The following is a 25577-nucleotide window of genomic DNA, read 5'->3' on the forward strand; positions in this document are numbered from 1 at the left end:
AAGATTTTCTTTGTATTATAAATCAAATGTATAAGCTAGACGTAAACGCACAGTACGGCCGTCTTGGGCTATTTGATCCTGTAAGTGTTCTTCAGACCCCGGAAAACTATAATGCTCGTCAAACAAATTATAAATACCGAATGACAAGTCTAAGTTATTAACTAAGGTTTTATTTAATACCGTCAAATTAGTCAGAAGATAACTTTCTGCATGGTTGTTTTGCAGGGTTTTTCGAGCACTTTCATATTGCAAATTTAAACCTGCAGTAAAACCATAAGCAAGCTCAGGCGTGGTAATATTCAACTTAACTTGGTCTTGTGGAACATTGGGTAAAGTTATAGCGCTGATGTCAAATTCGCTATTTTGATAAGTATAACTAAATGCGCCATTCCAGCCGTTTTGCCAGTGCCCTTGCAGTTCAATCTCGAAGCCTTTAGCTGTCACATCATTTTGATTTTCAAACACGAGTAAATCATCACTAGGATCTGTGGTTAACGCGATTAATTTTTCGATTTTGTTTTGGTAAAGAGAGGCAACTAAATTAAGACTATTGTTTAAGCGCTGCTCTAAAATTAGTTCAATGCTGTTAATAGTTTCAGGGGAAAGCTGATCTGGCGCTTTCTGGGATATACCAATATCATCATAGTAAAGCTCATATACATTGGGCGCGCGATAGGCGCTACCATATATTAACTTCACGGTAGTATTATCAATTGGATCCCAAATGGCGGCAATTCGAGGGTTGGTGCTGTTGTCTAGCTCTGAAAAATAGTCATATCGTAGACCTAAATTCAATACTAAATTTTCGTGTAATTGAATATTATCTTGCAGGTAAACACCCCAAGTATAACTGTTAGTATCTATGACCTGAAAAACTTCATAAATATCCCAACTTTTTGACTTTTCATCAAAGTTATTGCGATATTCACCACCTAAGGTGACACGATGATTTTGAAAAAATTCTTTGGTAACCATGAGCTCAGACCCCCACCATTTACCATTTGCCTCATCTTGCCAATTAACAATGTCTGAGAGGTCACCTTCATCAGAGTAATCATAGGCCCAGTGGCCCATATAGTTATATTCATCATAAAAAATGCGTGCGCTAATATCGGTGCCATCACTTAATAGTTCTTGGTATTTTGCGTCAACATAAAAGGTTTGCTCCCATCCTCTAGTGATAGGGCTATTAAACACAGTTTCATAAGAACCAGTAGGGTTAACCTTTTCTTGCTCTTGATAGCTGGCCGTTACCGTGAAGTTATTATAAGCAAGCTTGGCAAAGAGGTTGTCATTTTTACCACTATCGACACTAGTGGCAAAACCATTATTGGTGGTAGGGTCGTCAAACTCAGGATAATAAAGCTTGTCATCGCCATCACTTTCGTAATATGAGCCTGAAAGTAGTACTTCAACACCATTGTCAAAGCGATTACCGTAACTTACGGTTGCGGTATGGGTATTTTGGCTGCCAGTAGAAACTATGGTTTGAACGCCTTGAAGATCTCGTCCACGTTTTGTCATAATATTAATAACGCCAAAAAAAGCACCGTTACCATAAAGTGACGAGCCCGAGCCTCTTACCACTTCAATACGGTCAATAATATCGATATTAACGGCTAAACCGTTATCAATAATCATACCGCTGTATATATTCTCATTCACTCGGTGGCCATCAACTAGCAAAAGGATACGAGAATTGTAGTCACCAGGAATAGCAAAACCGCGTGCGCCAACATAGCTGAAACTGCGGTCATACGATGTTTGAAAACCCGGCAAGGTATTAAGCACATCAACCATGGAACGATAGCCATATTGCTGAATTTCTTTTGCGGTGACTATACTGATGCGAGCAGGAGCTTCAGTTACTTTTTGAGAATACTTAGAGGCGGTAAAAACCGATTCAATATCAGCAAACAATAAGGACTCATCATCAAAACCAAAGGCTTCTTCAGAGGCATTAACATAAAAAGAACTAGCTAAAATAAGCGAGGCTATTAACGCTTTATGCTTAATCTTACTTTTTAAAAAAGACATTAAATGACACCTTAATTTCATGGTGATGTTTATGATTGTTATTAACTTAACTTAACTTAACTTAACTGATTTCAGTCAATTTACAACAATTTATCGAAGTGGCGCTCGTTAAATCGCAAGTAATATGTAGGTAATAAATGCTTTTATCCAGATCTTTGCGCTGGATTATATGAAATTTAAAAGCGCTTTATGCTTAATTACCGCAGTGACTTTTGGTCACACTACAATTTTTTTACACGGTATTTGCCCTTTCGCAGCATATGTATGGTCCATATTAGTCCTGAAAAAGTTAGCCATAAAGTGATAAAAGCGAATAGCATCATTTGAACCGTGTTAAAGCTACCTTCGGTGCCATAATCCATAAAGTGCAACATAAAGAAAAAATCGGCAAAACGTTTATCACTATTACTGTGCCCCACCAATCGCCCCGAGCCTTGCTCAACGTAAACACTGGTTTCTAAGTCATCATCAAAATTAATTTGCCAACTTGGATTTTGTTGTTTGGGATAGTCTGAAATAGTCGACGCTATTAATACAACAGACTTAATATTGCCGGGGCCATTATAACTGGCCTTAGCAATGGCGGTGGCGAGTTGCTCGTCAACCAAAGTTAACTCACCTGTTATGGCATTAACGATGTGGTAACTATTGGGCAAGTGTCGATATAAGCCATGTTGTTGAGTTAATAAATAATAAGGCTGTGAAAGGATATTAGCTTGATTGAGCTCAATAGTGTCGGGATATGATTTTAGGATAACTTCAACCGGTAACAGGTCTTTGTTTGCTATTGTTGATTGCTTTGTTATTAACGTTTGGCGATAGACATTACCGCGAGCTTTATCGTGATCAATAACATTGAATGTTAAACCACTCGCTACCCAAATAAACACTTGTAAGCCGATAAGTAATGAGGCCCATTTATGAATTTTTCTAACCCAAATCATCATGCCTTATCTCCAACAGATAATTGACTATCTTGTGGTGTCTTTTTAGCGGTATTGGCCCTTTTTTTACCTGAGCTTATCATCGGTTTGATCACTTTAAAGTAAGTGAGTACTAAGCCGCTAAGTGCAGCGAAAAATGCTAACGAAGCAATGAAAAACAATAACCAGTTACTGGGGTCTTGCTCGTCGCCATAATCCATAATATGGAGGCGGAACATCCAATCGAATATATACCAAAACTGGTGACGCTTACCGACAGCTTTGCCGTTATTCGCTGAAATATAAAGTGTGGGTGAAGAAAAATGGTCAAAATTAACCTGCCATACCGGCAAATGTCGCTCCCTTAAGCCAAACGGTGGGTTGGAGGAAATTAGCTCAGCATTAATAACGCCACCATCGCCAGTATAAAAGTGCTTTGCTATCGCCGTTGCGGTGTTTTTAGTTAATGGCGACAATAGTTCACCACTGTGTGCATCGATTATATATTGCTGTTTTGCTATGTTAAAACGATACACTTCTCGGTCGATTAGCAAGCCAACACTTAAATTTTTTGCCCGCGGATATTGTTGAAATAATGCTTGTGAAGGGTAGGTTAAATTTTCTGGATTTATTTTACTTTGATGAGTGACCACCAAGCTATCACCGTGAATATAGTCAATATCAAAAAACACCATATAAGTGCCGGTGACAGACCAAATAACAAATTGTGCACCGATAAATAACATCAACCATTTATGAAGTTTATGGCTGAAATTAAATAGCTTAAAAGGCTTTTTTCTTATTGTTTTAGGTTTGATTTTTTTAGTGTTAATTGTGTCGTTCTCCACAATAAATATTCCGCTGGCATTGGTCAGTAGGGTTAATGCTGCGGCACAAACCATACAATTTAAGTGCTGGCGCGACAGTGTGGTTAATAATTTATCAAGCTAGGCTTTTATTACATAGCTTTTATTACATAATATCGATAAAAGGTGAATAATAGCAACTGATTAACTTTGAGCAAATATGCATTTTCACAAAACGTTAATGTTGTTAGGTAGGGTATATGGAGATAATACTTTTTAGCCAAATTGAAACTTATGCACGCAAACACCCAGTGAATAATTTAGAAAGTGAGCGTTGATATTGATATAGTTGTTTTGGTAACGTCAGAAAAGTGACCGCTGTGGCAATAGCTTATTATTTACCAACTAATTATTTATTAAAAAGGCGACAAACTTTATGGATATTATGACTGAATCTTTGCCCATTTCTATTCAAGTTAATGATGATTTAGTTACTGAAATAAAAAACATTGCCTCGGTGAGTAATAAACTAGAAGCGCAGTTGAATTTTCATACCATGACAGCTAATTGGTATAACGATGAAGAGCATATTCTGCTGATTAACTTTTATCTTATCAGCATGAGTGAATTTAGCAGTGCAATCACGCAAGCTGATAGTGTTGATGTAGAAACGCTTGCTGATGATGTGTTGCTAAGTTCAAAAAATAGCTTACTTGATTGCCATGTTGCGATTACACCTGCGGAATTAATATTGATAAAACAACAGCCAAAACTGTTGTCAGGCTATCTTGCTAAAAAACTGACTAAGGTACTTAATTTGATTGCTGATCGACAAAAGCTTACGCATATATAAAGTTATTGTGACGCTGGGTTTTTATTTTTAAGAGATTAAAAACAAGTAGTTAGTAGCTAAGTTATTATTAATTGAATTTATTTTTCAATGAAATTGAACTAACAACTATTTAAACGCTCTTACTTAGCAAGAGATTCTCCCCTCGATTTTGTTTTTATTATTGTTTTATATTAGTGCTTTATATTATTTGTATACGCTCCTCAATTGAGGGGCGTTTTTTTTGCCTTAATTTTTCGAACAATGCCCAGTGATATAAAAATAAAGTATTTTAATAAAAGACCTTCCACGCCAAACCGCTCTAAGTAATATTAAGGCTTGAGTGATCGATAAAATATAATGCTATCAACCACCAGAACAATAGCTCTCATTACAGTAATAGTTTATTGGTAATAGGTAATAACTATAGAGATGATAAATTCAAACGTTTGCAGTGAAGCATAAATTTTTTCAGTGGTTAGTTGTTTCTATTTTTTCGAGCCGCAATACTTTCACCAAACACCTCAGAATGAGCTTGTTCCATTACTTCGGCTGCGTCTTCATGAGAGATAATGGCTAAAACTTTAACGGCATGGATAAATCCTTCAGTTCTGAATTTTTGTTTATCATTCGCATGTACCCTAATAATTGGTGGAAAATCATTAACTGACAAATTGATTATATTAAGTTTTAATTTTTATGTATAACGTTAAGATCTATTATCAGCAAAAGTTAACTTTATAGGTATTATCAATATAACAGGGCAGTATTCACATCACGTGTTACTCTATAATTAACTAAAAGTATTACTAAAGAGCTTTGAATGATTGAACCTAAAATTCCAGATAACGAAGCAGAGCGTTTACATGCTTTGAGATCCTTAAAAATTCTCGATACTTCACATGAAGAAAGATTTGACCGCGTAACACGTATGGCCAAAAGAATGTTTGGTGTTTCTATATCTTTGGTCAGCTTGGTTGATGAAAACCGTCAGTGGTTTAAATCGAGCGAGGGGTTAGATGCTTCAGAAACTCCTAGAAATATTTCTTTTTGTGGTCATGCGATTAATCAAGATGGCCTATTTATTATTCCAGACACCTTGAAAGATAAACGTTTTTTTGATAATCCATTAGTCACCGAGGCACCAAATATTCGTTTTTACGCAGGTTATCCATTAAAACTTAGGCAGGGCTTAAATATTGGTACTTTGTGTTTGATTGATCCTAAGCCTAGAGAAATGGAAGCAGAAGATCAGCAATTACTAGAAGATTTAGGTGCCATGATCGAACAAGAAATCAAATCAATTCAAATGGCCACATTAGATGAATTAACCTTGATTTCTAATCGTCGTGGTTTTTTAACCTTGGTTGATCACAGCCTAAAAGTTTGTCGCCGTAATAAAACCTCGATGTCTTTTGTATTATTTGATCTAAACAAATTTAAACTGATTAACGATGAACATGGCCATCATGAGGGTGACTTTGTGTTAACCACGTTTGCAAAAATAATGCTTGAGTCATTTCGAGACAGTGATGTGATCGGTCGACTCGGCGGCGATGAATTCGTTGCCATGTTAACAGATTCAAATGATGAAAAAATAGACTTAGTATTAGCAAGGTTTGCGAGCGCAATTGACAAGCAAAACCAATCGTTGAATAAACCATACAAAATAGAGTACAGCGCAGGGTTAGTGCGTTTTGAACATGACTCAGACTTATCGATAGAGCAAATGATTCAACAGGCTGATGAAGCCATGTATGAACAGAAAAAAGGCAAAGCAAGGTAACTATATCTAGTTTTTACTTTACTTCATTAGTTACTTTAACTTGTGCGTTTTTTTATATTGCATTGATAATAAGCCTATGAAATGTATGGTGTATATTTACGTTTACGGCAAAATTTCATTAAAAATAAAAACTCAGACAAAAAGGTTCGCCCCATAATAACAACTTGCGTTTATCCAAAGCCTGTATACAATAACAATACTGTTTAAAAATACAGGCTTGCTTTGAAGTAGCTTAAGGAATAAATATGCGCCCTTTAACACCAAGACAACAGCAGATTTTTGATCTGATCCGAGAAAAAATTTCAGACACGGGCATGCCACCAACACGTGCCGAAATTGCTACTAATTTTGGTTTTAAGTCAGCAAATGCAGCAGAAGAACATTTAAAAGCGCTGGCTAAAAAAGGTTACATTGAAATGTTGCCAGGCACATCGCGCGGTATTCGTCTTGCAGAAGAGTTTATTGAAGAAGATGGTTTGCCCTTGATTGGCCGAGTTGCGGCAGGCGAACCTATTTTGGCGCAAGAGCATGTTGAGCAGCATTATAAAATTGATGGTAGTTTATTCCATCCTGCGGCTGATTACTTATTACGTGTTCATGGCGAAAGTATGAAAGACATTGGCATTTTAGATGGCGATTTACTGGCAGTTCATCAAACTACTGATGTGCAAAACGGCCAAGTGATTGTTGCTCGTGTTGAAGACGATGTTACGGTTAAGCGTTTTAAACGTGAGGGTAATGTGGTTTACTTACATGCTGAAAATGAAGACTTTTCACCAATTAAAGTAGATTTAACATCTCAGCAATTCAACATTGAAGGTTTAGCCGTAGGTGTGATTCGCGCTGCCGACTGGATGTAATAAACGATGTAATTATTTCAGGCTGTCTAAGCAATAAATCAAACCGAGTAGTATTAGTGACTTACGCCACTCTCTATTACGTAGGTTTAATACCAATCTCACTGATTAATTGAACATTTTTACTGGTTAAAATACTCTATGACAGCGTTTTTTACATGGATGTAATTACTTAGATTTTTTTGGAACCAAAAATATGTGCTCTCAATCCCAATAACGAGCTATGGCTCAATCGAGCAGGCCTTAATGATAGCCCGATAAAAAACAGATTAAGCAAATATTTTTAATCAATTTGAACTTGGCGACTTTATTCAGCTCTTATTTAGTAAGAGATTATTCCCTCGGTATTGTGTTTTATATTTTTGTTATACGCCCCTCACTTGAGGGGCGTTTTTTTTGTCTGCAAATATTGAACGGTTATTATTTTTTACCATGCCCTAACGTTATAGCCCACATCTAATTAGGAATGAAATCTACATGTTTAAAACGATATACTAAGACAAACTCTTAAGCCTTGGACGCTTTATGTCTCGTATTCTATTTTTTATTTTGATTATTATCGCCGTAAATTTAAACATCAGTGCGTTTGCTGCAACACACTTTGCTTTAAGTGGCAGAATCATTGATGAAGAAAATCATGCCTTAAAAGATGTCGTCGTTGAAATAAATAAGGTCAAGGCTGTAACCAATGAAATTGGCGAATTCAGTGTGAATGCGGCCATTAATGATGTTTATCAGCTAAAATTTACTAAAGATGGCTATTTTCAATCAATTCAAACTTTTAGCCACTTTGAGTTGCAACAACAATCATCAAAAATTACTGATATTAGTCTCGTGAAAAAGGCCTCTAAACGTGTCATGTTAGCTTTTGGCGGTGATGTGATGATGGGGCGTAGATATTACCGACCTTACTTTGATGATCCTGTACTTATTCATCTAGATAATAAGCTCGATAATAGTAAAGCGATAGTACAGCATATTAAACCTTACATGAGTTTAGCCGATTATGCGGCGGTTAATTTGGAGACCCAAATAGCGGACGAAAAGCCTGAGGAAAGTGCGCCTAAGTCAGTGACTTTTTATTCAGAGCCTGAAGTGCTGGCAGCACTTACCTGGGCAGGTATTGACTACGTTTCGTTAGGTAATAATCATACGTATGATTATATGGACTCTGGCCTTCAATCAACATTAGCTTTTCTTAAACAAAGCGAGCTAGGTTATTCAGGCGCAGGTGTTGATGAAGAATCAGCCCTAAAAGCACATACTGAAACGATTAAAAACACTGAATTTGCTATGTTAGGTTACGTAGGTTGGGAGGGTAGTGCGAACCCGACACAAACGGCAAATGACCAACATGGTGGTGCAGCTTATGGTTCTATGAAAAATATACTGAAATCTGTTAGTGAGCAGGTAGAGAAAAATAAAGTCACCATAGTGCAATATCACGGTAGTCAAGAGTACGCTAACAGCCCAACCGGAGTTACTGAACAACGTTTAAAATCATCACTAGATGCTGGCGCTGCTCTGGCAATTGCACATCACCCGCATGTCACTCAAGGTCTAGAGTTATATAACAATAAACTTATTGCTTATTCGATGGGGAATTTCATTTTCGACCAAAACTTTAGTGCAACTCAACATAGCTTTATTCTTTATGTTTGGCTGGACGATGGTAAGTTTCACCGTGCTGAAATTGTGCCGCTATATGTTAAAGGTTACAAACCAACGCCAGCCACAGGTATGCATCGTTATACCGTAATGAAGCGATTAACTGAGCTTTCTAAACAAAGAAATACCCTGATCATGCCATCAGGTGGTCATGGTGTTATCCGAGCAAATAATCAAACACCGAGTGAAAAATTGACATTAGCGATAGATCCGGTCAATGGTGAGAAAGTCATTCCACTCTACCAATTGCCGTGGCATAGAACGATAACTCATGTCGAATTGCCAGATGACAATGTTGGATACCGCCTGGGCACTAACTTAATTAACGGCAGCGATTTTGAGAGTTTTGCGACATTTGATAGCCCAGAACGGGGTTGGATATTTCAACGCAGCGCTACCACACTGAACGACTTCGGTGCCAGTGGGCAGCGTAGCTTACATATTAAATTAGCGGCCGCCAAGCCAAGTACTTTTGGTATGCAAAGTTTTAGACGTGTGTATAAAGCTAGCAGCGCAATGACAGTCAAAGCTAAATTTAATGTGCAAGCAGCAGTGAAAATTAACTTTTATTGGCAAGGGCGTAAAACGCGCCAGAAACTATTAGATGCCTTTGACAACAGCCCTAAACATTTAATTGGCACAACTGAGTTGACAGCAAATGAAAAATGGCAGCATGTTGAGTTAGATTTTAATTCTCCGCGTATTGGTTATAAAAGTTATCGAGTGATTGCAGAAATAACGTTACAAGATGGTACTAGTTCCGCGATTGACATTGATGATTTTGCTTTAATTGAATGGCAGAGCGCCTTCAGTAAAAATATACAGCCTAATTTTTATAATACGCTGAGCTATCAAACGGCCTATATTGGTGTTGATAAAGTGATATCGGCGCCGGTTATGATTAAATTTAGCCACTAACAAGCATAGGAAATTAAATAGCATGAAAATTGCCGAGCCAGAGTTACTCGACACGTTTAAAACATTGCTGCAAGACCAGCGCTTTGGTTCTCAGCTGCAGCTTGCTCAAGCTTTATCTTTGCGAGGTTTTGAAAATGTTACACAAACACGCGTGTCTCGGTTGTTGCATAAAGTCGGCGCGATAAAAATTAGAAATCATAATAATGATGCCGTTTACCGTCTACCTGAAAAACAACATATTCCGTGTGGTCAACAAGCGATAGATTCAGTGGTATTGGATATTAAGCATAACCAGGTGCAAATTATTATTAAGACGGTAATAGGGGCCGCGACGTTGATCTCTAAAATGATTGAAAGTATGGGCGAACAATCAGGTGTACTCGCTTGTATGGCAAGTGATAGTACTATTTTGGTTATTCCCACTGATGTGAATTATATCGAGGTAACTATGGCGAGTATTGTTGCGCACTTGGATGTAAACCGCTAATAACAAGGGCTTTTAAAAATTCACTTAATTACTTTAGTGAAACATTATTTTGGCAAAATTTATGTAGCGGTTAGTCACTCAATTGCTAAAAAAAAGCCCTGTGATCAGGGCCGACATTGCGTTAATAATGTCAAAGGGAAACTAGAGTCACTTACTACGTACTAGTATAGTTACTAGTACACCCCCAAAGTTTGCCTGATAGTGGCTGCATCAACCCTTGATTGAATTCAAAACCATTTTCTCTATCAGTGCTAATTAAAAGCGGCCCGTCTAAATCAACAAATTTTGCTTCGTTAACCAGTAGTGCCAATGGCGCCATGGCAAGTGAGCTACCCACCATGCAACCTAGCATAAGTTCGAAACCATCTTCTTTTGCTGCTTGAGCGAGTAATACTGCCTCTGTTAGGCCTCCGGTTTTATCGAGTTTTATATTCACCACTTGATAGCGGTTTTTTAAATATTCAAGTTCTGCACGGGTATGGCAGGATTCATCGGCACATAAGGGTATGGGCGATGAAAAATTGATGAGGTCTTGGTCTTCGCCTGCAGGTAAAGGCTGTTCAATCAATACCACATTAAGGGCTTTTAATTGCAGGCAACAATGACGCAAATCATTAATAGTCCAAGCTTCATTGGCATCGACAATAAACTGACTGTTGGGAGCTGCTTGAGCGATAGCGGTCATTTTTAAAATGATGTCTTGATTATCTAGTTTCACTTTAACTAATGGTGGGTTATCTAATGCCAAAACTGCTTTAGCCATAGCTTCTGGGCTATCTATACTTAAGGTTTGTGCTGTTATACAGGGCAATGCTGGCGACAACTCTAATAATGCCGCCACAGTCGTTTTGTTTTGCTTTGCTTGTAAATCCCACCATGCGCAGTCTAGGGCATTGCGCGCTGCGCCAGAAGGTAATGAGGCAATAAGGCTAGTAATATTTTCAGTGTTAAGTGCTGATTGTGACAGAGTGTTTATTTGCTCTATTACGCTATCAAGAGATTCTTGGTAACGTGCGTAAGGCACCGCTTCTGACCAACCAGTATTATGATTATCGCTAATGGTTACTACAACCACATCTGCTTGGGTTTTTGCGCCGCGGGCAATGCGAAAAACATGTTGCAATGAAAACTGCTCTTTTGCCACTGTAATGGTTAAATTACTTGGCTTAGCTGCTTTTGTCACATTATTTTTTTGGGTATTGTTTAGCGTATTACTCAGATTTTTTTTTTCAATAGTCATGTCGATATTGCCATTTATGTCAAGGTTTTTACTATGCTATCAGTGCCATCACGCATTGGGTCAACACAAGGTAATGAAAATTCTTCGCTTAATTGCTGACAAATACGTTTTCCCTCTTCAACGCTAACGCTGGAGGTATTCACAGTAATGCCAACCACTTTAACATCAGGGTTAGTGAGCCTAGCGGCTTGCAGGTTTAAGCTGATGGTTGTGGCAATACTCGGGAATTGGCTACTGGGTAGGCCACGCATATGTGTACGGTTTAAATCGTGACATATAACCAAGGCATCGGGTTGTGAGCCATGTAATAAGCCAAGACTGACGCCAGCAAAAGCTGGATGAGATAATGAACCTTGACCCTCGATAATGTCCCAATGTCCGGGATGATTGTTGGGTGAAAGTGACTCGGTTGCGCCGGACAAAAAATCTGAGATGACGCAGTCAATCGCAATACCTTGGCCGGCGATTAAAATACCACATTGACCTGTGGCGCGAAAATCGACATCAAAGTTTAATTTTTTCATCGACTTTTCGAGGCTGAGCGAGCTATACATTTTACCTACCGAACAGTCAGTACCTACGGTAAGTAAACGTTTACCTGAGCGTTTTACTCCTGTGCCGGTCACAAACTCTGCTTTTGGATGGCGAATATCTAACAGTTGTTGTTGGCATTGTTGAGATTTTTCAACCAATTCAGGAAAGTCAGTAAGCTTGTTGTGCAACCCGGAAACTATATCCATGCCATGGTCCATGGCCGAGAGAATATAAGGTAGCCATTTCTGTTCAAGCACGCCACCGCTATTAGCAAAACCAAGAATAAATGACTTAGCTCCTTTTTTAGCGGCTTGTTCAATCGACATTTTTTCGATGCCTGTTGTCACTGTGCAGCCTGCAACGCTATATTCTCCAATGCAAAGCTCTGGGCGCCAGTCTGCTGCACCACGTGCCATTTTTATCGAAAGTTGATCGGTGGCATCACCGATGAATAACAGGTAAGGAGAAACGATGTGCATAATGATGTTCCTAAAATTAAAAGCTGATATAACCGTGTTTTGTTATGTCGAGCTTATCTTAGTGGCTATGCATTGAAAGTGAGAAGGCTTTGACCGATCATAGCCTAGGGTTATGATGATATTTAACTACTTGAAATTCCTTGTGTTAAGTAAGGTATAAATTCATCGATAACTTTAGATTTGGTTCGGTTTTCTAGGTGTACAGCACTGATGTTAAAAGTTAATGCGGGTTCGAATGATGCTATAGCAACATTGTCAGATAAGTTGCCCTCAGCGGTATAGCGGTCCACAACACAAACACCCAAACCACGCGCCACCAATCTAGCAGCAATAAAATAGGTTTGTACTTTAATCGAGGATTTAAAGTCGATGTCTTCTTCCATCACACGCGCCCAAAGCATGTCAGCTAAAGGGCCGCTGTCGCTAATGTCGATAAATTCAGAATCACACACTTGGGTAAGGGTTAATTTATCGGGGCAATGAGGAAATTTTTCTTTTGGATACACAATTACTAATTCAGATTCAGCTAAAGGAATTGTGGTAATGCCTGGCATACTATGTGGTGAGAATAAAATAGCTAGGTCACATTTATGCTCAAGTAATGATTGCATAACCGCGTCATTGTGTATGGTTTGAATATCAAAGGTGACATTTGGGTAGTCTTGATGATAATTGGCAATTACATTCGGCAGGGCGTCAAAACCCAATGCCGGCGTAACCCCCAAACTCATGCTGCCAAATTCTGATTTTTTAATGTTCTGTGCGGTATTTTTTATCGAGCGCATCTGTTGATAAATTTTGTCAACTTCATCAAATAGCATTTCCGCTTCGTCGGTTGGAATGAGTCGACCTTTAACTCGCTCGAAAAGGTTAAAGCCGAGCTGTAGCTCGGCATGTGATAATACTTTGCTGACTGAGGGTTGTGAGACATGCAGTATTTTAGCTGCATTGGTAATCGAACCCGTGGTATAAATCGCGTGAAAAATTTCAATGTGTCGTAAGCGCATTCAAGGTCCTCGATAACGTTATTCGGCTAAGTTAAGTATTTAGCCAGTGACAAATGGCAAGCTCAAATATAACTGTATAATCAAAGCATTGGTAATATCAATAAAAAAGGCACCCACCAAAGGCACGACGAGGAAAGCTTGAGGTGAAGGCCCGTGACGTGAGACTAAAGACTCCATATTGGCCACTGCTGTTGGTGTTGCACCTAAGCCAAAACCGCAATGGCCGCCAGCCATGATGGCAGCATTATAATTTTTACCCATGACTCTAAAGGTAATAAAATAGGCGAAAAGCATCAATATTACTGCTTGTGCCAAAATCATAAATATCATTGGGCCGGCTAGGCTGACCAATTCCCATATTTTTAACGACATTAATGCCATCGCAAGGAAGATAGATAGAGCCATAGTTCCCCAAAGATCGATACAAGCTCGACTGACCTTATACACTTTAGTAAATTCAGCGAGGTTGGTGATGATCACGCCAAACAATAATGGGATTAAAAATGCTGGTAAGATCACATCAATTGCGTTTAGTGCATCATAACCGATGCGACCTAAATACATGCACAATAAAATAACAAATAAGGTTTCCATCATCTTTCTAGGCGTGACTAAGTCATGATCTTCGGGATCAAAGGTTATCGTATCGTCGAGATCTTCGTGATACGAGGTATCAGCTGTTAAGTTGTATTTTTTAATTAAACGTTTACTGACAGGTCCACCTGCTAGGCCGCCAAGAATAAGGCCTAGTGTTGCCGCCGCCATCGCCAATTCAAATACACTACTGTGCATACCATATTGATTTATAAATAAATCTGCGTAGGTTGCGCCGTTGCCGTGACCACCAGAAAGTGTCACTGAACCTCCGATTAAGCCCATTAAAGGTTCCATGCCAGTAGCAGCTGCAATCGACACACCAACAGCATTTTGCACCAGTAAATATAAGGTTGCTATACCAAGAAAAAGTGCTACTTTTGGACCGCCTTTGATTAATAAACTAAAGCTAGCACCTAGACCGACCGTAGTGAAAAATACCGTCATTAATGGGTTCTTAAATGCCATATTAAATTGAAAATTTATATCAAAATAAACGTGAGCAATGGCGGCAATAATAGAGAAAGCAATACCACCTACCACAGGCTCAGGAATGTTGTTATTATTCAGCACAGCAATTTTACTATTGAGGTAATAGCCAGAAAAAAGTATTAACAAAGCAATTAATAGTGTTTCTGAAGTCGAAATTTCAATATTCATATCAGTATATTACCTTTTTGATGTGGCATATTTAGTTGTTATTTGCCCATGAAGCTAATTTGATTGTAAAGAGCTAATCAATAGAACAGCAGTTCAAAAACTTTCGCATGTCATAACCAAAGGCTGTACCTGATAAGAGGAAAATCCTCCAGAAATCAGTGACGCTATTTTAGCACTGAACTTTATCGAGCAATTCTTACTATTGGCTGAATGTGTAACTTTGCTATAACTTTAGGTTATGGGTTGTAAACGAAGAGTCAATAGCAATGTTTTTCTAAATTCGGCATGGTGAACCTAATAACAAGGATCGGTAAATATATAATCGACAATTAACAATAAATTAATGCAACTTATGACGGTGACAGTGATGAAAGAAATAGCTAAAAATAGATATAAATTAAAGCACCTAAGCTTATGTGTAATAACAGCCTTAACAGCTCAAACAACTTTTATTCAACAAGCCAATGCTGAAGAAGCTGAAGCCAAGGTAGCAGCCATTGAGCGTATAAGTATTATTGGCTCCAATATAAAGCGTGCTTCAGATATTGGTGCTTTACCTATTACTGCATTAACCGAAAAAGATATTGAAAATACCGCTGCGATGTCCGGCGACGAATTGTTACGTTCAATTCCGCAAATCGGCGCGGTTAACTTCGGCGCAGCTACAGGTAATGGCGGCGTAAATGACGCTCGTGGTGACGTTGCATCTATTAACTTAAGGGGTGTTGGCTCAGGTAACACCTTGACACTCCTAAATGGTCGCAGATTAGTAACACACCCAGGTACACAATCAGAAAACTTCGTGCCGGTGTCGACCTCAAATTCAAATACTTTACCTGTTTCAGGGTTGCGTTCACTACAAGTTCTTCGTGATGGTGCAGCTGCAATTTATGGCTCTGATGCTGTTGCTGGCGTGGTGAATTATCAATTAAAAGACGATTATGAAGGTAATCAAATTAAATTATCCTACGGTGGCTCAGAGGGGACATCGCTTGATGAAACAACCTTTAGCTATTTAACAGGTTTTGATTTAAATGAAGGCCGCTCACACCTAACGGCTTCTTTTAGCTATTACGACCGAAACGGTATGATGGCCAGTGAACGTTCATATTCTGCAAGCCATGATCTGCGCGAATTTCCTGGTTTGCCTGAAGCATTTGTGGGCGATACGCAGTTAGATAATCGCTCAACAGCTACTCCTTGGGGAGACTTTCAATCAGACACCTTAGGTCGATTTCATCTACAGCCGGATACTGACTCAGGCTGTGTTGTAGCCTTAGCGGGAGGCGTTTGTGCCGACAGTGGCAGCTTTCCTCGAGATCTAAGGTTTGACCGTGGCACCACGCGATCACTTGTCTCTGATGTACAGCGACTAAATTTTTATAGCTACTTTACGCACGAAATTAGCAACGATATATCGCTATTTTCAGAATTCACATATTACGATGCTAAAGCAGAGCGAACGCGCGAGCAAACTCATAACTTAACCGCCCAACGTTTTCGAATTTCTGCTGATGCCGCATATAACCCGTTTGGTGAAGAAGTTCTATTACGTAGTTATAGAGCCATTGATACAGGACCACGAAATGTTGAAGTAGACGATTCTAGTTATCGTGTTTTGGCTGGGCTTAAAGGTTCATATCAAGATTGGGATTGGGAGAGTGCTGTATTTTACACTGCCGCCGAAACCAATGATTCCGCGAATCGAATTCAAGCCAGTAAGTTCCAAGCAGCAATTAATAGTAGCAATCCTGCATTGGCATACAATATTTTCACGGGGGGAGATGTTAACAATCCTAATCAAGGTGATTCGACATTAAATGATCGGGATGTCATTGACCAATTTATGGTTAATGTTAATAGAGACTCAAAAACGAGTTTGGCCTCAGTTGATTTTAAGGTCAGCAATGGCGCGCTTTGGAGCTTACCAGCTGGTGATGTTGGGCTTGCTATGGGGGTAGAGTTTAGAAGAGAAACCTTTGAAGACAACCGAGATCCGTTGCTTGATGGCAGTATGCCTTTTGTTGACCAAATTACTGGCGTTGAATTATCTGGCAGCGATGTTTTAGGTAGTAGCCCAACACCTGATTCCAAGGCGTCGCGCAATGTTTCGTCAGCGTATGCAGAGTTCTTAGTGCCCTTGGTCGATTCAGGATCACATTATGTTGAATTACAAGTTGCTGGCCGATATGAAAACTTCTCGGATGTGGGTAGTGCACTAAAGCCTAAAGTTGCGTTATTTTGGCAAGCAGCAGAATGGATTAGCTTTCGAGCGTCATATGCTGGCGGCTTCCGTGCTCCTGGTTTACCACAAGTGTCTGCAGAAGGTGTACCGCGTTCCAATAGTTTGTATGATCCGGTACTTGATTCAACTTATGGTATTGTCGATATACGAAGTGGTACCACAGACCTAAAACCAGAAGATGATGAAAACACCTCATTTGGTCTGATATTTGAGCCACTTGAGAACTTTACGTTCACTTTAGATACTTGGAAGATTAAGCAAAAAGATCTAGTAGGTATTTTACCCGGTTCATCGCATTTACTTTATGATTCACTATTAAGGAGTCAAGGTTCTAGTAACAGTGCAGTTGTTCGTGATGCCAACACCAATGAAGTGATACAAATCAATAATGACTATCTGAATTTAGATAAGCGTAATATTGCAGGCATTGATTTTAGTTTGATTTATGATCTTGAAACAAGCTTTGGTGAATGGGAGTTCACAGTTAATGCTGCTAAGTTAAGTAAATTTGAACAAGATGCAGATCCTATTTCTGCACAGCTTATTGCCGCTCAAGCCGCTAACAATCCTGCTGTGCCTGCGGATAGAACTGTCGCGGGTGCGGGTGATTTAATTAAGCAAAATGGTCGTCCAGAATGGCGAGCTAGAGCATCAATTGATTGGGATTATCAACAATGGGGAGCAGGAATTAATGCCAACTATGTTAGCGAGGTTGTTGATACCAGCACCACGGCAACGGTTAACGATGAAGTCATTATGTTGCCGGTAGATAGCTTCACCACCGTGAATGTTTATGCTGATTATCGCTTTGCCGATGACAGTGCGTTAGAAGGTACAAAAGTTCGCTTTGGTGTACGTAACCTTAGTGATGAAGAGCCACCAGTGGCTGATGAATTAGCACATGGATATTTTGGAGCATTACATTCTAATCGAGGCCGTTACTTCTATCTCAGCTTACGAAAAAATTTCTAATCACAAATCAGTGAATTAAGGAATAGCATATGGCTCGATTAGTACCTAATAGTCGAGCCATATTTTTCTCATATTAATTTTAATCTTGAAGATATCATTATGAAAAAAAACCACTTTACTTACCTATGGTTATTTTCTATCACTTTTTTGGTCTCATGCGCGAAAACTTCGGTATCCTATGAGGAAAATAGTGCACGAGTTTGCGATAAAGGCGCAGTGCGCTTAACGGCAAAATTTGAAGCAAGCCGTATGGATGAATGTCAGGTGTTAGCGGGTAACAATTACTTAATCACCATTACACCGGAAAATACCCCGATTAACCCCAGTCCTTGGTATGCTTTTAAGATTGAAGCAGACACACCAACAGACATTACTGTTAATATTAAAATTAGTGGTCAGCGAGATAATCGCTATTTACCTAAATTTAGCCAAGATATGAAAACCTGGTCTGTGTATCCGCATCAATACCGCAATAAGAAATTGATACTTAAAGTTAAAGCTTCAGCACAGCCAGTTTATATTGCTGGCCAAGAGGTCATTAATAATCAATATTACGTGGACTGGGCAAAAAAATTACAAAAATCTACGCAGATTTCCCATCAAAAATTAGGAACCTCTCAACAAGGTAGGCCGATATATAAAATTGAAAGTCGTGGTGAGAGCAATGAATGGCTTGTTATTTTAGGGCGTTTACATCCACCAGAGATAACAGGTGCGTTAGCATTGTTTCCTTTTGTGGAAACATTATTGGCAAGTAACCCATTAGCAGAGAATTTTCGTAAAAACTATAACTTGTTAGTTATTCCTAACTTAAATCCAGATGGCGTTGCGATGGGAAATTGGCGCCATAATGCCAATGGCGTTGATTTAAATCGCGATTGGATCACCTTTAAACAACCTGAAACTAAGCAAGTTCATCACTACCTACAAGACTTGGTCGCTGATGGGCAAAAAATAAAATTTGCTGTTGATTTTCATTCTACCCAACACGATGTTTTTTATACTATGCCGGTTGATTACGGTGTTGACAATCGCTACTTTGTGAAACATTGGCTTGGTGCATTAGATAAAGCAATGCCAAATTTTGATGTAGTACAGAAACCGGGTAATCGCCCTAATAATGGTGTTTCCAAACAGTATTTTGCTGATAATTATCAGGTTCATGCCATAACCTATGAAATGGGTGATGAAACGAATCGTGAAAACATTAACATTATTGCTAAAAACGCCTCAACAATATTGATGCAAACCTTGCTAGCTGATGTTGATCATAATAAAGAGTAAAAAATTCATGAGAAAGCAGGTTAAAAATTCCTATGTGGTTATGTTGACGTGCAGTTTATTGCTAATAACGGGTTGCTTTGATGATAAAGTAACTAAGGTTGATACTTTGATTATCAACGGTCAAGTTTATACAGGGATTAATGAGCAAGCTCAAATGCTTGATGTGGCGATTTGCGGCAGTGAAATTTGTGGTCTTTATCCGTCAGGAAAACATCACGTTGTGGCAAAATATACCCACGATGTTACTGGTAAAATTGTTAGCCCTGGTTTTATCGACCCTCATACGCATAGTTTAGAAGAACTCTACAGCAAAGATAAAAACCATAACTTAAATTACCTTACGCAGGGGGTTACTACGGTAGTGAATGGCAATGACGGTGAGGGTCCGGTAGATATAGCTAAAGCAGCGCGCGAACTTGAAGCCAATGGCATCGGTACTAATGTGGCTTTATTGGTTGGTCATGGCAGCTTGCGAGAACAAGTTATGGGGCGAGCACAGCGCTTTGCCACTACTGAAGAGTTAGGTGAGATGTCACAGCTGCTTACTACGGCTATGGAAGCTGGTGCGTTGGGCTTATCTACTGGCTTATATTATGTGCCAGGTAGTTTTGCTAATACTGAAGAAGTTATTACTTTGGCGAAAGTAGCCAGTAAATATAACGGTATTTATGACACACATTTACGTGATGAAAGTACCTTTAATATTGGTTTTCTCGCCGCATTATCCGAAGCAATCGAAATTGCTGATGCAGCCAATATTCATCTACATCTAGCTCATATTAAAGCATTAGGTGTTGATGTGTGGGGCGAAAGCAAAGTGGCCATTGAAAAAATTGAACATGCACAAGCAGAGGGTGTAAGTATTTCAGCCGACCAATATCCATGGCTTGCTTCAGGCACTAAATTACATAGTGCTGTTATGCCCAAGTGGGTAATGGCTGATTCAAAGCAAGCATTTTACCAACGCCTAAATGATGTTAATTTGGCAGAAAAGCTTACCAGTGAAATTAAAGAAAATATTCGCCGTCGTGGCGGGCCAACGTCATTACTGATCACTGCCTTTCAAGACTCTGAGCTGATTGGCTTAACGTTAGCGCAAGTAGCAGAAAAAAGAGCAATAGACCCTGTTACTGCAGCAATACAGTTGGTGCAAGAAGGCGAGGTCAGAATCGCATCATTTAATATGTCTGACGCTGACGTTGAAAACTTTATGGTACAACCTTGGGTGGTTACCTCATCGGATGGCACTAACGGTCATCCACGTAAATTTGCTAGCTTTCCACAAAAGTATCAAGAATATGTTCAGAAAAAAGCACTGATAACGCTCGCTGAATTTATTAAACAAAGTTCAAATAAAACTGCAGAAATATTAGGCTTTAAAGACCGAGGTCAACTGACCAAAGGCTATATGGCCGATATTATAGTTTTTGACGCCAAAGCATTTTCCGCGAATGCTAACTTTTCTAATTGGAATAAATATTCATCGGGCGTGGAGCAAGTTTGGCTAAATGGCCAGCAAGTGATCAAAAACGGTTATTTTCAGGAAAAACTTGCGGGTAAGTTTGTACATTAATTCAGCTATTAGCCTGCGCTATTAAGTGGTTGGTTTTCTTTTTTGGCTTGTGGTCAGGAAACTAAAAAGAGTTTTATTATCGGTTACTGTTTTATTTAACTGAATACATCATTATGGCCATGGCGGCATGACACCTATAATGTAGATTTTGGTCGCGGAAAATTTGAGTACATATTACATGCTGGATAGTAAAATTACATGACCAATCAATTTCATTATTAATTAAATTTCCCGTCGCTAATTATAACCTAGTACATAATTAGGCGTACTGTCGTCGAGCAAGGCTAAGACCTTTTCTGGTATAGGATCAGATGACTCTGAATTGTGTTTAGCCGCATTTGCCAATACGATATAATGATATTCGTAATCGTTTTGCTGTTCACTGTTTTCTATATGTGAAATATTCATGATGTCACCGATTTATTTGAAAGATAAAATTATTGGTAAAGCTATCTTCTATCTAATGGCTTTTTTAAAACAGCATTAAAATTTTAGTAAGGTATAAAACCAAGTTATAGCTTAATGATTCCTTTAGCGTATTCGATTAACAAGCCGCCGAAGAACACTAAATATATATTGCGCTTATTAGATATGACTTTTAACTATCGCTAACCTAACTAAATATTACTTATATTTTTAAACAACATAGCGCGACAGCATCTAGCAATGGTGGTTAGTTATTCTAGAAAATGAATTTCTAACAGAGTTATAATCTATTAATATTATTTAGACATCATTAGTTAATTTTATTGAGCATCACATATGAAAACGTTGCCCAAAATTCTTTGAAGCAATTTGCAGACCAATTTTAGCTTAGATCAATAACTCTTATCTTTATTTACGGCCTTTACTCTTAAGCAATAACTATGCACCCATTAAAGTAGATTTAACATCTCAACAATTCAACATTGAAGGTTTAGCCGTTGGTGTGATTCGTGCTGCCGACTGGATGTAGTAAACTTTACGCTTACCTTAAATATTTTAGAATTTACCTGCGCTACATTACGCAGATTTAACTAACGGTTTACTTAAAATCGATGAGTTAGATCTGCGCTTTTCTGACTTTTTTATTGCTATTTTTGTACTTAACGTACTTTTGATTAGCACAATTTTCATCTGTGCTAATAAATACCGCAAATAGCATGTTTTTTATACAGTAAATTTCTGGTTGATTATTTATTATTAGGCATTGAAAACACCCTTAGAACAAAAAACAAACATTGAATATACCCCATTAAAAATGGACGTACCACCCAGTTTAGGGCTTTTACTCTATTGTATTTATTGGCTTTTATTTTTCATGCATTTGAAATTTTAAATTGACCCAGATCAAGTTTTAAGTAATTCTAGTCCAGAAAACGTACAAACATAACAATAGGGCGCAATTGACACTTGTCGAATAATGCGTCACTTAAATAATAATAAATGTATGCGCGAAATAGCCGTACTTCATTGTGAAGTCGTGTTGTTTTGCCTTAAAAAGGGTGAAGGAGATGTCGAGTGAAAAGACGTAACCTAGGTTTGCTGTTGCTAGGGGGCTTGTTGTCTAGTTCGGTTTGGGCAGATATGCCGCTGAACTTAACCAAGGGTGTTACGGATGTAAGTAGAGACGTATATGATTTACATATGTTGGTTCTCTATATCTGTACAGCTATTGGTGTTGTGGTATTTGGTGCAATGTTTTGGTCTATGGTATTTCACCGTAAATCAAAAGGTTTTAAACCAGCAACCTTCCATGAAAGCACAAAAGTTGAAATTCTTTGGACGGCGATCCCGGTCGTTATTCTAATCGCTATGGCTGTTCCTGCCACTATTACGCTCATTGATATGGAAAATAACGATGATGCGGATCTGACGATTCAAGTTACCGGTTCTCAGTGGAAATGGCATTATAAATACTTTGATCAAGACCTAGAGTTTTATTCAGTTCTGTCGACACCGCGTGAACAATACGAAAACCAAGACGGAACATCGGCAGAGAAAGGTGAACATTATCTGCTAGAAGTTGATCGTCCTTTGGTTATTCCAACCAATAAAAAAGTACGCTTTGTTATTACTTCTGATGATGTTATCCACGCTTGGTGGGTACCGGCATTTGCAGTAAAACAAGATGCTAACCCAGGTTTTATAAACGAAGCTTGGACCAAGGTAGATGAACCTGGTGTTTATCGGGGCCAATGTGCTGAATTGTGTGGTAAAGACCATGGCTTTATGCCGATTGTGGTTGAAGTTAAATCAGAAGCTGATTATGCGATTTGGCTTGATGATCAAAAGCAATTGAAGGCAAACGCAGCAGCTGCTGAAGCGGCTTCATTAAATGCTTCTGTTCCTCTAGAAGAGCTAATGCAACTTGGTGAAACAACCTACACTGCTTATTGTGCAGCTTGTCACCAAGTTAGCGGTCAAGGTTTACCACCAGCATTTCCAGCGCTTAAAGGTAGTGCTATTGCCACAACGGGTCCTGCTAGCGCGCACATAGATATTGTGTTCAATGGTAAAGCTGGCACTGGTATGCAAGGCTATGGCAAGCAATTAAGCTTAAAAGAAATTGCTGCGGTTGTAACTTACGAGCGTAATGCTTGGGGTAACAATACGGGTGAAGCTGTTCAAGCTTCAGATGTAAAAGCTGTTAGCGGTGCAGAGCCAAGTATTTTAGATAATGTTGAAGAAGCAGTAGAAAATGTTTCTGAAACAGTTACTGAAGTCATTGCTGACATCATACCGGTAGAAGATTTATCTAAAGTTTATAGCCAAGATGAACTAATGGCCATGGGTGAAGATGTATATATGACAGCTTGTGCTGCTTGTCATCAAGCCAATGGTGAAGGTATGGCACCAGTATTTCCTGGACTTAAAGGTAGTGCTATCGCTACAGGTGATGTAGCAGTGCATTTGGATATGGTACTGAACGGCAGCAAGAAAAATCCAGCGATGGCGGCTTTTGCCGGCCAATTAACTAAAACGCAAATTGCCGCGGTTGTAACTTACGAGCGTAATGCTTGGGGTAACAACACGGGTGATTTAGTCCAGCCAGCAGCTGTTGCTGCTAGCGCGAAGTAGGGAGGCGTTATAATGACTACAGATGTAATTGATGATCAATCCGAGCATGATTCACATGACGGTGAGCACCATGATCATAAAATGACCGGCCTAAAACGCTGGTTATATACCACAAACCATAAAGACATCGGTTCGATGTATTTATGGTTCTCTTTTATCATGTTTTTAACTGGCGGTGTTATGGCGCTGGTTATCCGCGCTGAGTTATTTCAGCCTGGACTACAGATAGTTGAGCCTGATTTCTTTAACCAAATGACCACAGTACACGGTCTTATTATGGTATTTGGTGCGATAATGCCAGCCTTTACCGGTTTGGCGAACTGGATGATACCTATGATGGTTGGTGCGCCAGATATGGCACTACCACGATTGAATAACTGGAGCTTTTGGATATTACCCTTTGCTTTTGCTATTTTATTATCGTCGTTCTTTATGGAAAGTGGCGCGCCTAACTTTGGTTGGACTTTCTACGCACCATTATCTACCACCTACAGTAACGGTAGTACAGCGTTCTTCGTTTTTGCGGTACATATTATGGGGATTTCCTCCATTATGGGCGCAATAAACATCGTTGTAACCATAATGAATATGCGTGCACCTGGTATGACTTACATGAAAATGCCATTGTTTGTATGGACATTTTTCATTACGGCGTATTTGTTAATAGCGGTAATGCCGGTGCTCGCGGGTACCGTAACTATGGTATTAACTGATACCTATTTTGGTACTAGCTTCTTTGATGCCGCCGGTGGTGGTGACCCCGTAATGTTCCAGCATATTTTCTGGTTCTTTGGTCACCCTGAAGTTTACATTATGATTTTGCCTGCATTTGGTATTGTATCTACTACCATTCCAGCATTTTCACGTAAGCCTCTATTTGGTTACACTTCAATGGTTTACGCAACTGCATCAATTGCATTCTTGTCGTTTATCGTTTGGGCGCATCACATGTTTACCACGGGTATGCCGTTATTTGGCGAATTATTCTTCATGTATTGCACCATGTTAATTGCCGTACCTACAGGGGTGAAAGTGTTTAACTGGGCAGCGACTATGTGGCGTGGGTCTCTTAGTTTTGAAACCCCTATGTTGTTCTCTATTGCCTTTGTGATTTTGTTCACTATTGGTGGCTTTTCTGGCTTGATGCTAGCGATGACCCCAGTTGATTTTCAATATCATGACACTTACTTTGTTGTTGCTCATTTCCACTATGTATTGGTTACTGGGTCGTTGTTTTCTATTTTTGCTGGCGCTTATTACTGGTTGCCTAAATGGACTGGCTACATGTACAACGATACGTTAAGTAAATGGCATTTTTGGTGTTCACTTATCTCAGTAAACTTACTGTTTTTCCCAATGCACTTTTTAGGTTTGGCGGGTATGCCTCGTCGTATTCCTGATTATGCTTTGCAGTTTGCTGACTTTAATAAGTGGGTGAGTATTGGTGGCTTTGCCTTTGGTATTTCGCAATTAATCTTCTTGGTATTAGTTATCAAGTGTATTAAAGGCGGAGAAAAAGCGCCGATGAAACCTTGGGATGGAGCTGAAGGTTTGGAATGGACAGTGCCTAGCCCTGCGCCATACCACACGTTCACAACACCACCAAAAATTGATTAAG

General features: G+C 39.1%; 19 protein-coding genes and 1 pseudogene. 11 read left to right on the plus strand and 9 right to left on the minus strand.

Annotated elements, in window-relative coordinates:
• Window positions 1-15: 15 nt before the first annotated feature.
• From H4J38_RS12435 to H4J38_RS12445, 3 genes are all read right to left on the minus strand, one after another.
• Window positions 16-2037, minus strand: coding sequence for a TonB-dependent siderophore receptor (locus H4J38_RS12435; protein WP_182132116.1), 2022 nt, complete (start codon window positions 2035-2037; stop codon window positions 16-18).
• Between the two features lie 221 nt (window positions 2038-2258).
• Window positions 2259-2984 carry a hypothetical protein gene (locus H4J38_RS12440; RefSeq protein ID WP_259365510.1) on the minus strand — a complete coding sequence of 242 codons (726 nt, stop codon included), beginning with the start codon at window positions 2982-2984 and terminating at the stop codon, window positions 2259-2261.
• Window positions 2981-3862 (minus strand): PepSY domain-containing protein, encoded by an 882-nt coding sequence (locus H4J38_RS12445; RefSeq protein ID WP_182132117.1) that lies wholly within the window; start codon window positions 3860-3862, stop codon window positions 2981-2983. Before H4J38_RS12445 ends, H4J38_RS12440 begins: the two co-directional genes overlap by 4 nt.
• 340 nt (window positions 3863-4202) lie before the next feature.
• On the opposite strand from H4J38_RS12445, the gene H4J38_RS12450 reads away from it, so the two are divergent.
• Window positions 4203-4619, plus strand: a complete 417-nt coding sequence (locus tag H4J38_RS12450) for a hypothetical protein (protein ID WP_259365511.1) — start codon at window positions 4203-4205, stop codon at window positions 4617-4619.
• Between the two features lie 454 nt (window positions 4620-5073).
• Here the strand turns inward: H4J38_RS12450 and H4J38_RS12455 are convergent, their stop codons facing one another.
• Window positions 5074-5268: a hypothetical protein gene (locus H4J38_RS12455; RefSeq protein ID WP_182132119.1), complete on the minus strand. Its 195-nt coding sequence runs from the start codon at window positions 5266-5268 to the stop codon at window positions 5074-5076.
• 150 nt (window positions 5269-5418) lie between these two features.
• Between H4J38_RS12455 and H4J38_RS12460 the strand changes: the two genes are divergently transcribed.
• The 4 genes from H4J38_RS12460 (at window position 5419) to H4J38_RS12475 (ending at window position 10311) form a co-directional block, all read left to right on the plus strand.
• On the plus strand, window positions 5419-6381 hold the full coding sequence (locus tag H4J38_RS12460) for a sensor domain-containing diguanylate cyclase (protein ID WP_182132120.1): 963 nt from the start codon (window positions 5419-5421) through the stop codon (window positions 6379-6381).
• Between the two features lie 245 nt (window positions 6382-6626).
• Complete coding sequence (lexA, locus tag H4J38_RS12465; protein ID WP_182132121.1) at window positions 6627-7241, plus strand: transcriptional repressor LexA; 615 nt, start codon at window positions 6627-6629, stop codon at window positions 7239-7241.
• 522 nt (window positions 7242-7763) lie between these two features.
• Window positions 7764-9824, plus strand: coding sequence for a CapA family protein (locus tag H4J38_RS12470; protein WP_182132123.1), 2061 nt, complete (start codon window positions 7764-7766; stop codon window positions 9822-9824).
• 22 nt (window positions 9825-9846) lie between these two features.
• Window positions 9847-10311, plus strand: a complete 465-nt coding sequence (locus H4J38_RS12475) for an ArgR family transcriptional regulator (protein ID WP_182132125.1) — start codon at window positions 9847-9849, stop codon at window positions 10309-10311.
• A gap of 154 nt (window positions 10312-10465) precedes the next feature.
• Here the strand turns inward: H4J38_RS12475 and dgcA are convergent, their stop codons facing one another.
• From dgcA to gltS, 4 genes are all read right to left on the minus strand, one after another.
• Window positions 10466-11551, minus strand: a complete 1086-nt coding sequence (gene dgcA / locus H4J38_RS12480; protein ID WP_182132126.1) for an N-acetyl-D-Glu racemase DgcA — start codon at window positions 11549-11551, stop codon at window positions 10466-10468.
• Between the two features lie 14 nt (window positions 11552-11565).
• Window positions 11566-12564, minus strand: a complete 999-nt coding sequence (dgcN, locus tag H4J38_RS12485) for an N-acetyltransferase DgcN (protein WP_182132128.1) — start codon at window positions 12562-12564, stop codon at window positions 11566-11568.
• 122 nt (window positions 12565-12686) lie between these two features.
• The gene (locus H4J38_RS12490; RefSeq protein WP_182132129.1) at window positions 12687-13571 is read right to left on the minus strand and encodes a LysR family transcriptional regulator; all 885 of its coding nucleotides are present in this window, start codon (window positions 13569-13571) and stop codon (window positions 12687-12689) included.
• 39 nt (window positions 13572-13610) lie between these two features.
• Window positions 13611-14825 carry a sodium/glutamate symporter gene (gltS, locus tag H4J38_RS12495; RefSeq protein WP_182132131.1) on the minus strand — a complete coding sequence of 405 codons (1215 nt, stop codon included), beginning with the start codon at window positions 14823-14825 and terminating at the stop codon, window positions 13611-13613.
• A gap of 367 nt (window positions 14826-15192) precedes the next feature.
• Here gltS and H4J38_RS12500 point away from each other — a divergent pair, with 367 nt between their 5' ends.
• The 3 genes from H4J38_RS12500 (at window position 15193) to H4J38_RS12510 (ending at window position 20899) form a co-directional block, all read left to right on the plus strand.
• Window positions 15193-18042, plus strand: a complete 2850-nt coding sequence (locus tag H4J38_RS12500; RefSeq protein ID WP_182132132.1) for a TonB-dependent receptor domain-containing protein — start codon at window positions 15193-15195, stop codon at window positions 18040-18042.
• A gap of 99 nt (window positions 18043-18141) precedes the next feature.
• Window positions 18142-19326: a M14-type cytosolic carboxypeptidase gene (locus H4J38_RS12505; RefSeq protein WP_182132134.1), complete on the plus strand. Its 1185-nt coding sequence runs from the start codon at window positions 18142-18144 to the stop codon at window positions 19324-19326.
• A 7-nt stretch (window positions 19327-19333) separates the two neighbouring features.
• The gene (locus H4J38_RS12510) at window positions 19334-20899 is read left to right on the plus strand and encodes an amidohydrolase family protein (protein ID WP_182132136.1); all 1566 of its coding nucleotides are present in this window, start codon (window positions 19334-19336) and stop codon (window positions 20897-20899) included.
• Window positions 20900-21136: 237 nt separating this feature from the next.
• Here the strand turns inward: H4J38_RS12510 and H4J38_RS12515 are convergent, their stop codons facing one another.
• On the minus strand, window positions 21137-21307 hold the full coding sequence (locus tag H4J38_RS12515) for a hypothetical protein (protein ID WP_182132138.1): 171 nt from the start codon (window positions 21305-21307) through the stop codon (window positions 21137-21139).
• Window positions 21308-21770: 463 nt separating this feature from the next.
• On the opposite strand from H4J38_RS12515, the pseudogene H4J38_RS17250 reads away from it, so the two are divergent.
• From H4J38_RS17250 to ctaD, 3 genes and pseudogenes are all read left to right on the plus strand, one after another.
• Window positions 21771-21854, plus strand: a pseudogene (locus tag H4J38_RS17250) (repressor LexA); the annotation flags it as partial.
• A 545-nt stretch (window positions 21855-22399) separates the two neighbouring features.
• Complete coding sequence (gene coxB / locus H4J38_RS12520) at window positions 22400-23959, plus strand: cytochrome c oxidase subunit II (RefSeq protein ID WP_404842616.1); 1560 nt, start codon at window positions 22400-22402, stop codon at window positions 23957-23959.
• 12 nt (window positions 23960-23971) lie between these two features.
• A complete protein-coding gene (gene ctaD, locus H4J38_RS12525) occupies window positions 23972-25576 on the plus strand; it encodes a cytochrome c oxidase subunit I (protein WP_182132139.1) in 1605 nt (534 codons plus the stop codon).
• Window position 25577 lies beyond the last annotated feature (1 nt).

Origin of the sequence: Colwellia sp. BRX10-3, from assembly GCF_014077505.1 — a bacterium.
Classification (GTDB): Bacteria; Pseudomonadota; Gammaproteobacteria; order Enterobacterales; family Alteromonadaceae; genus Cognaticolwellia.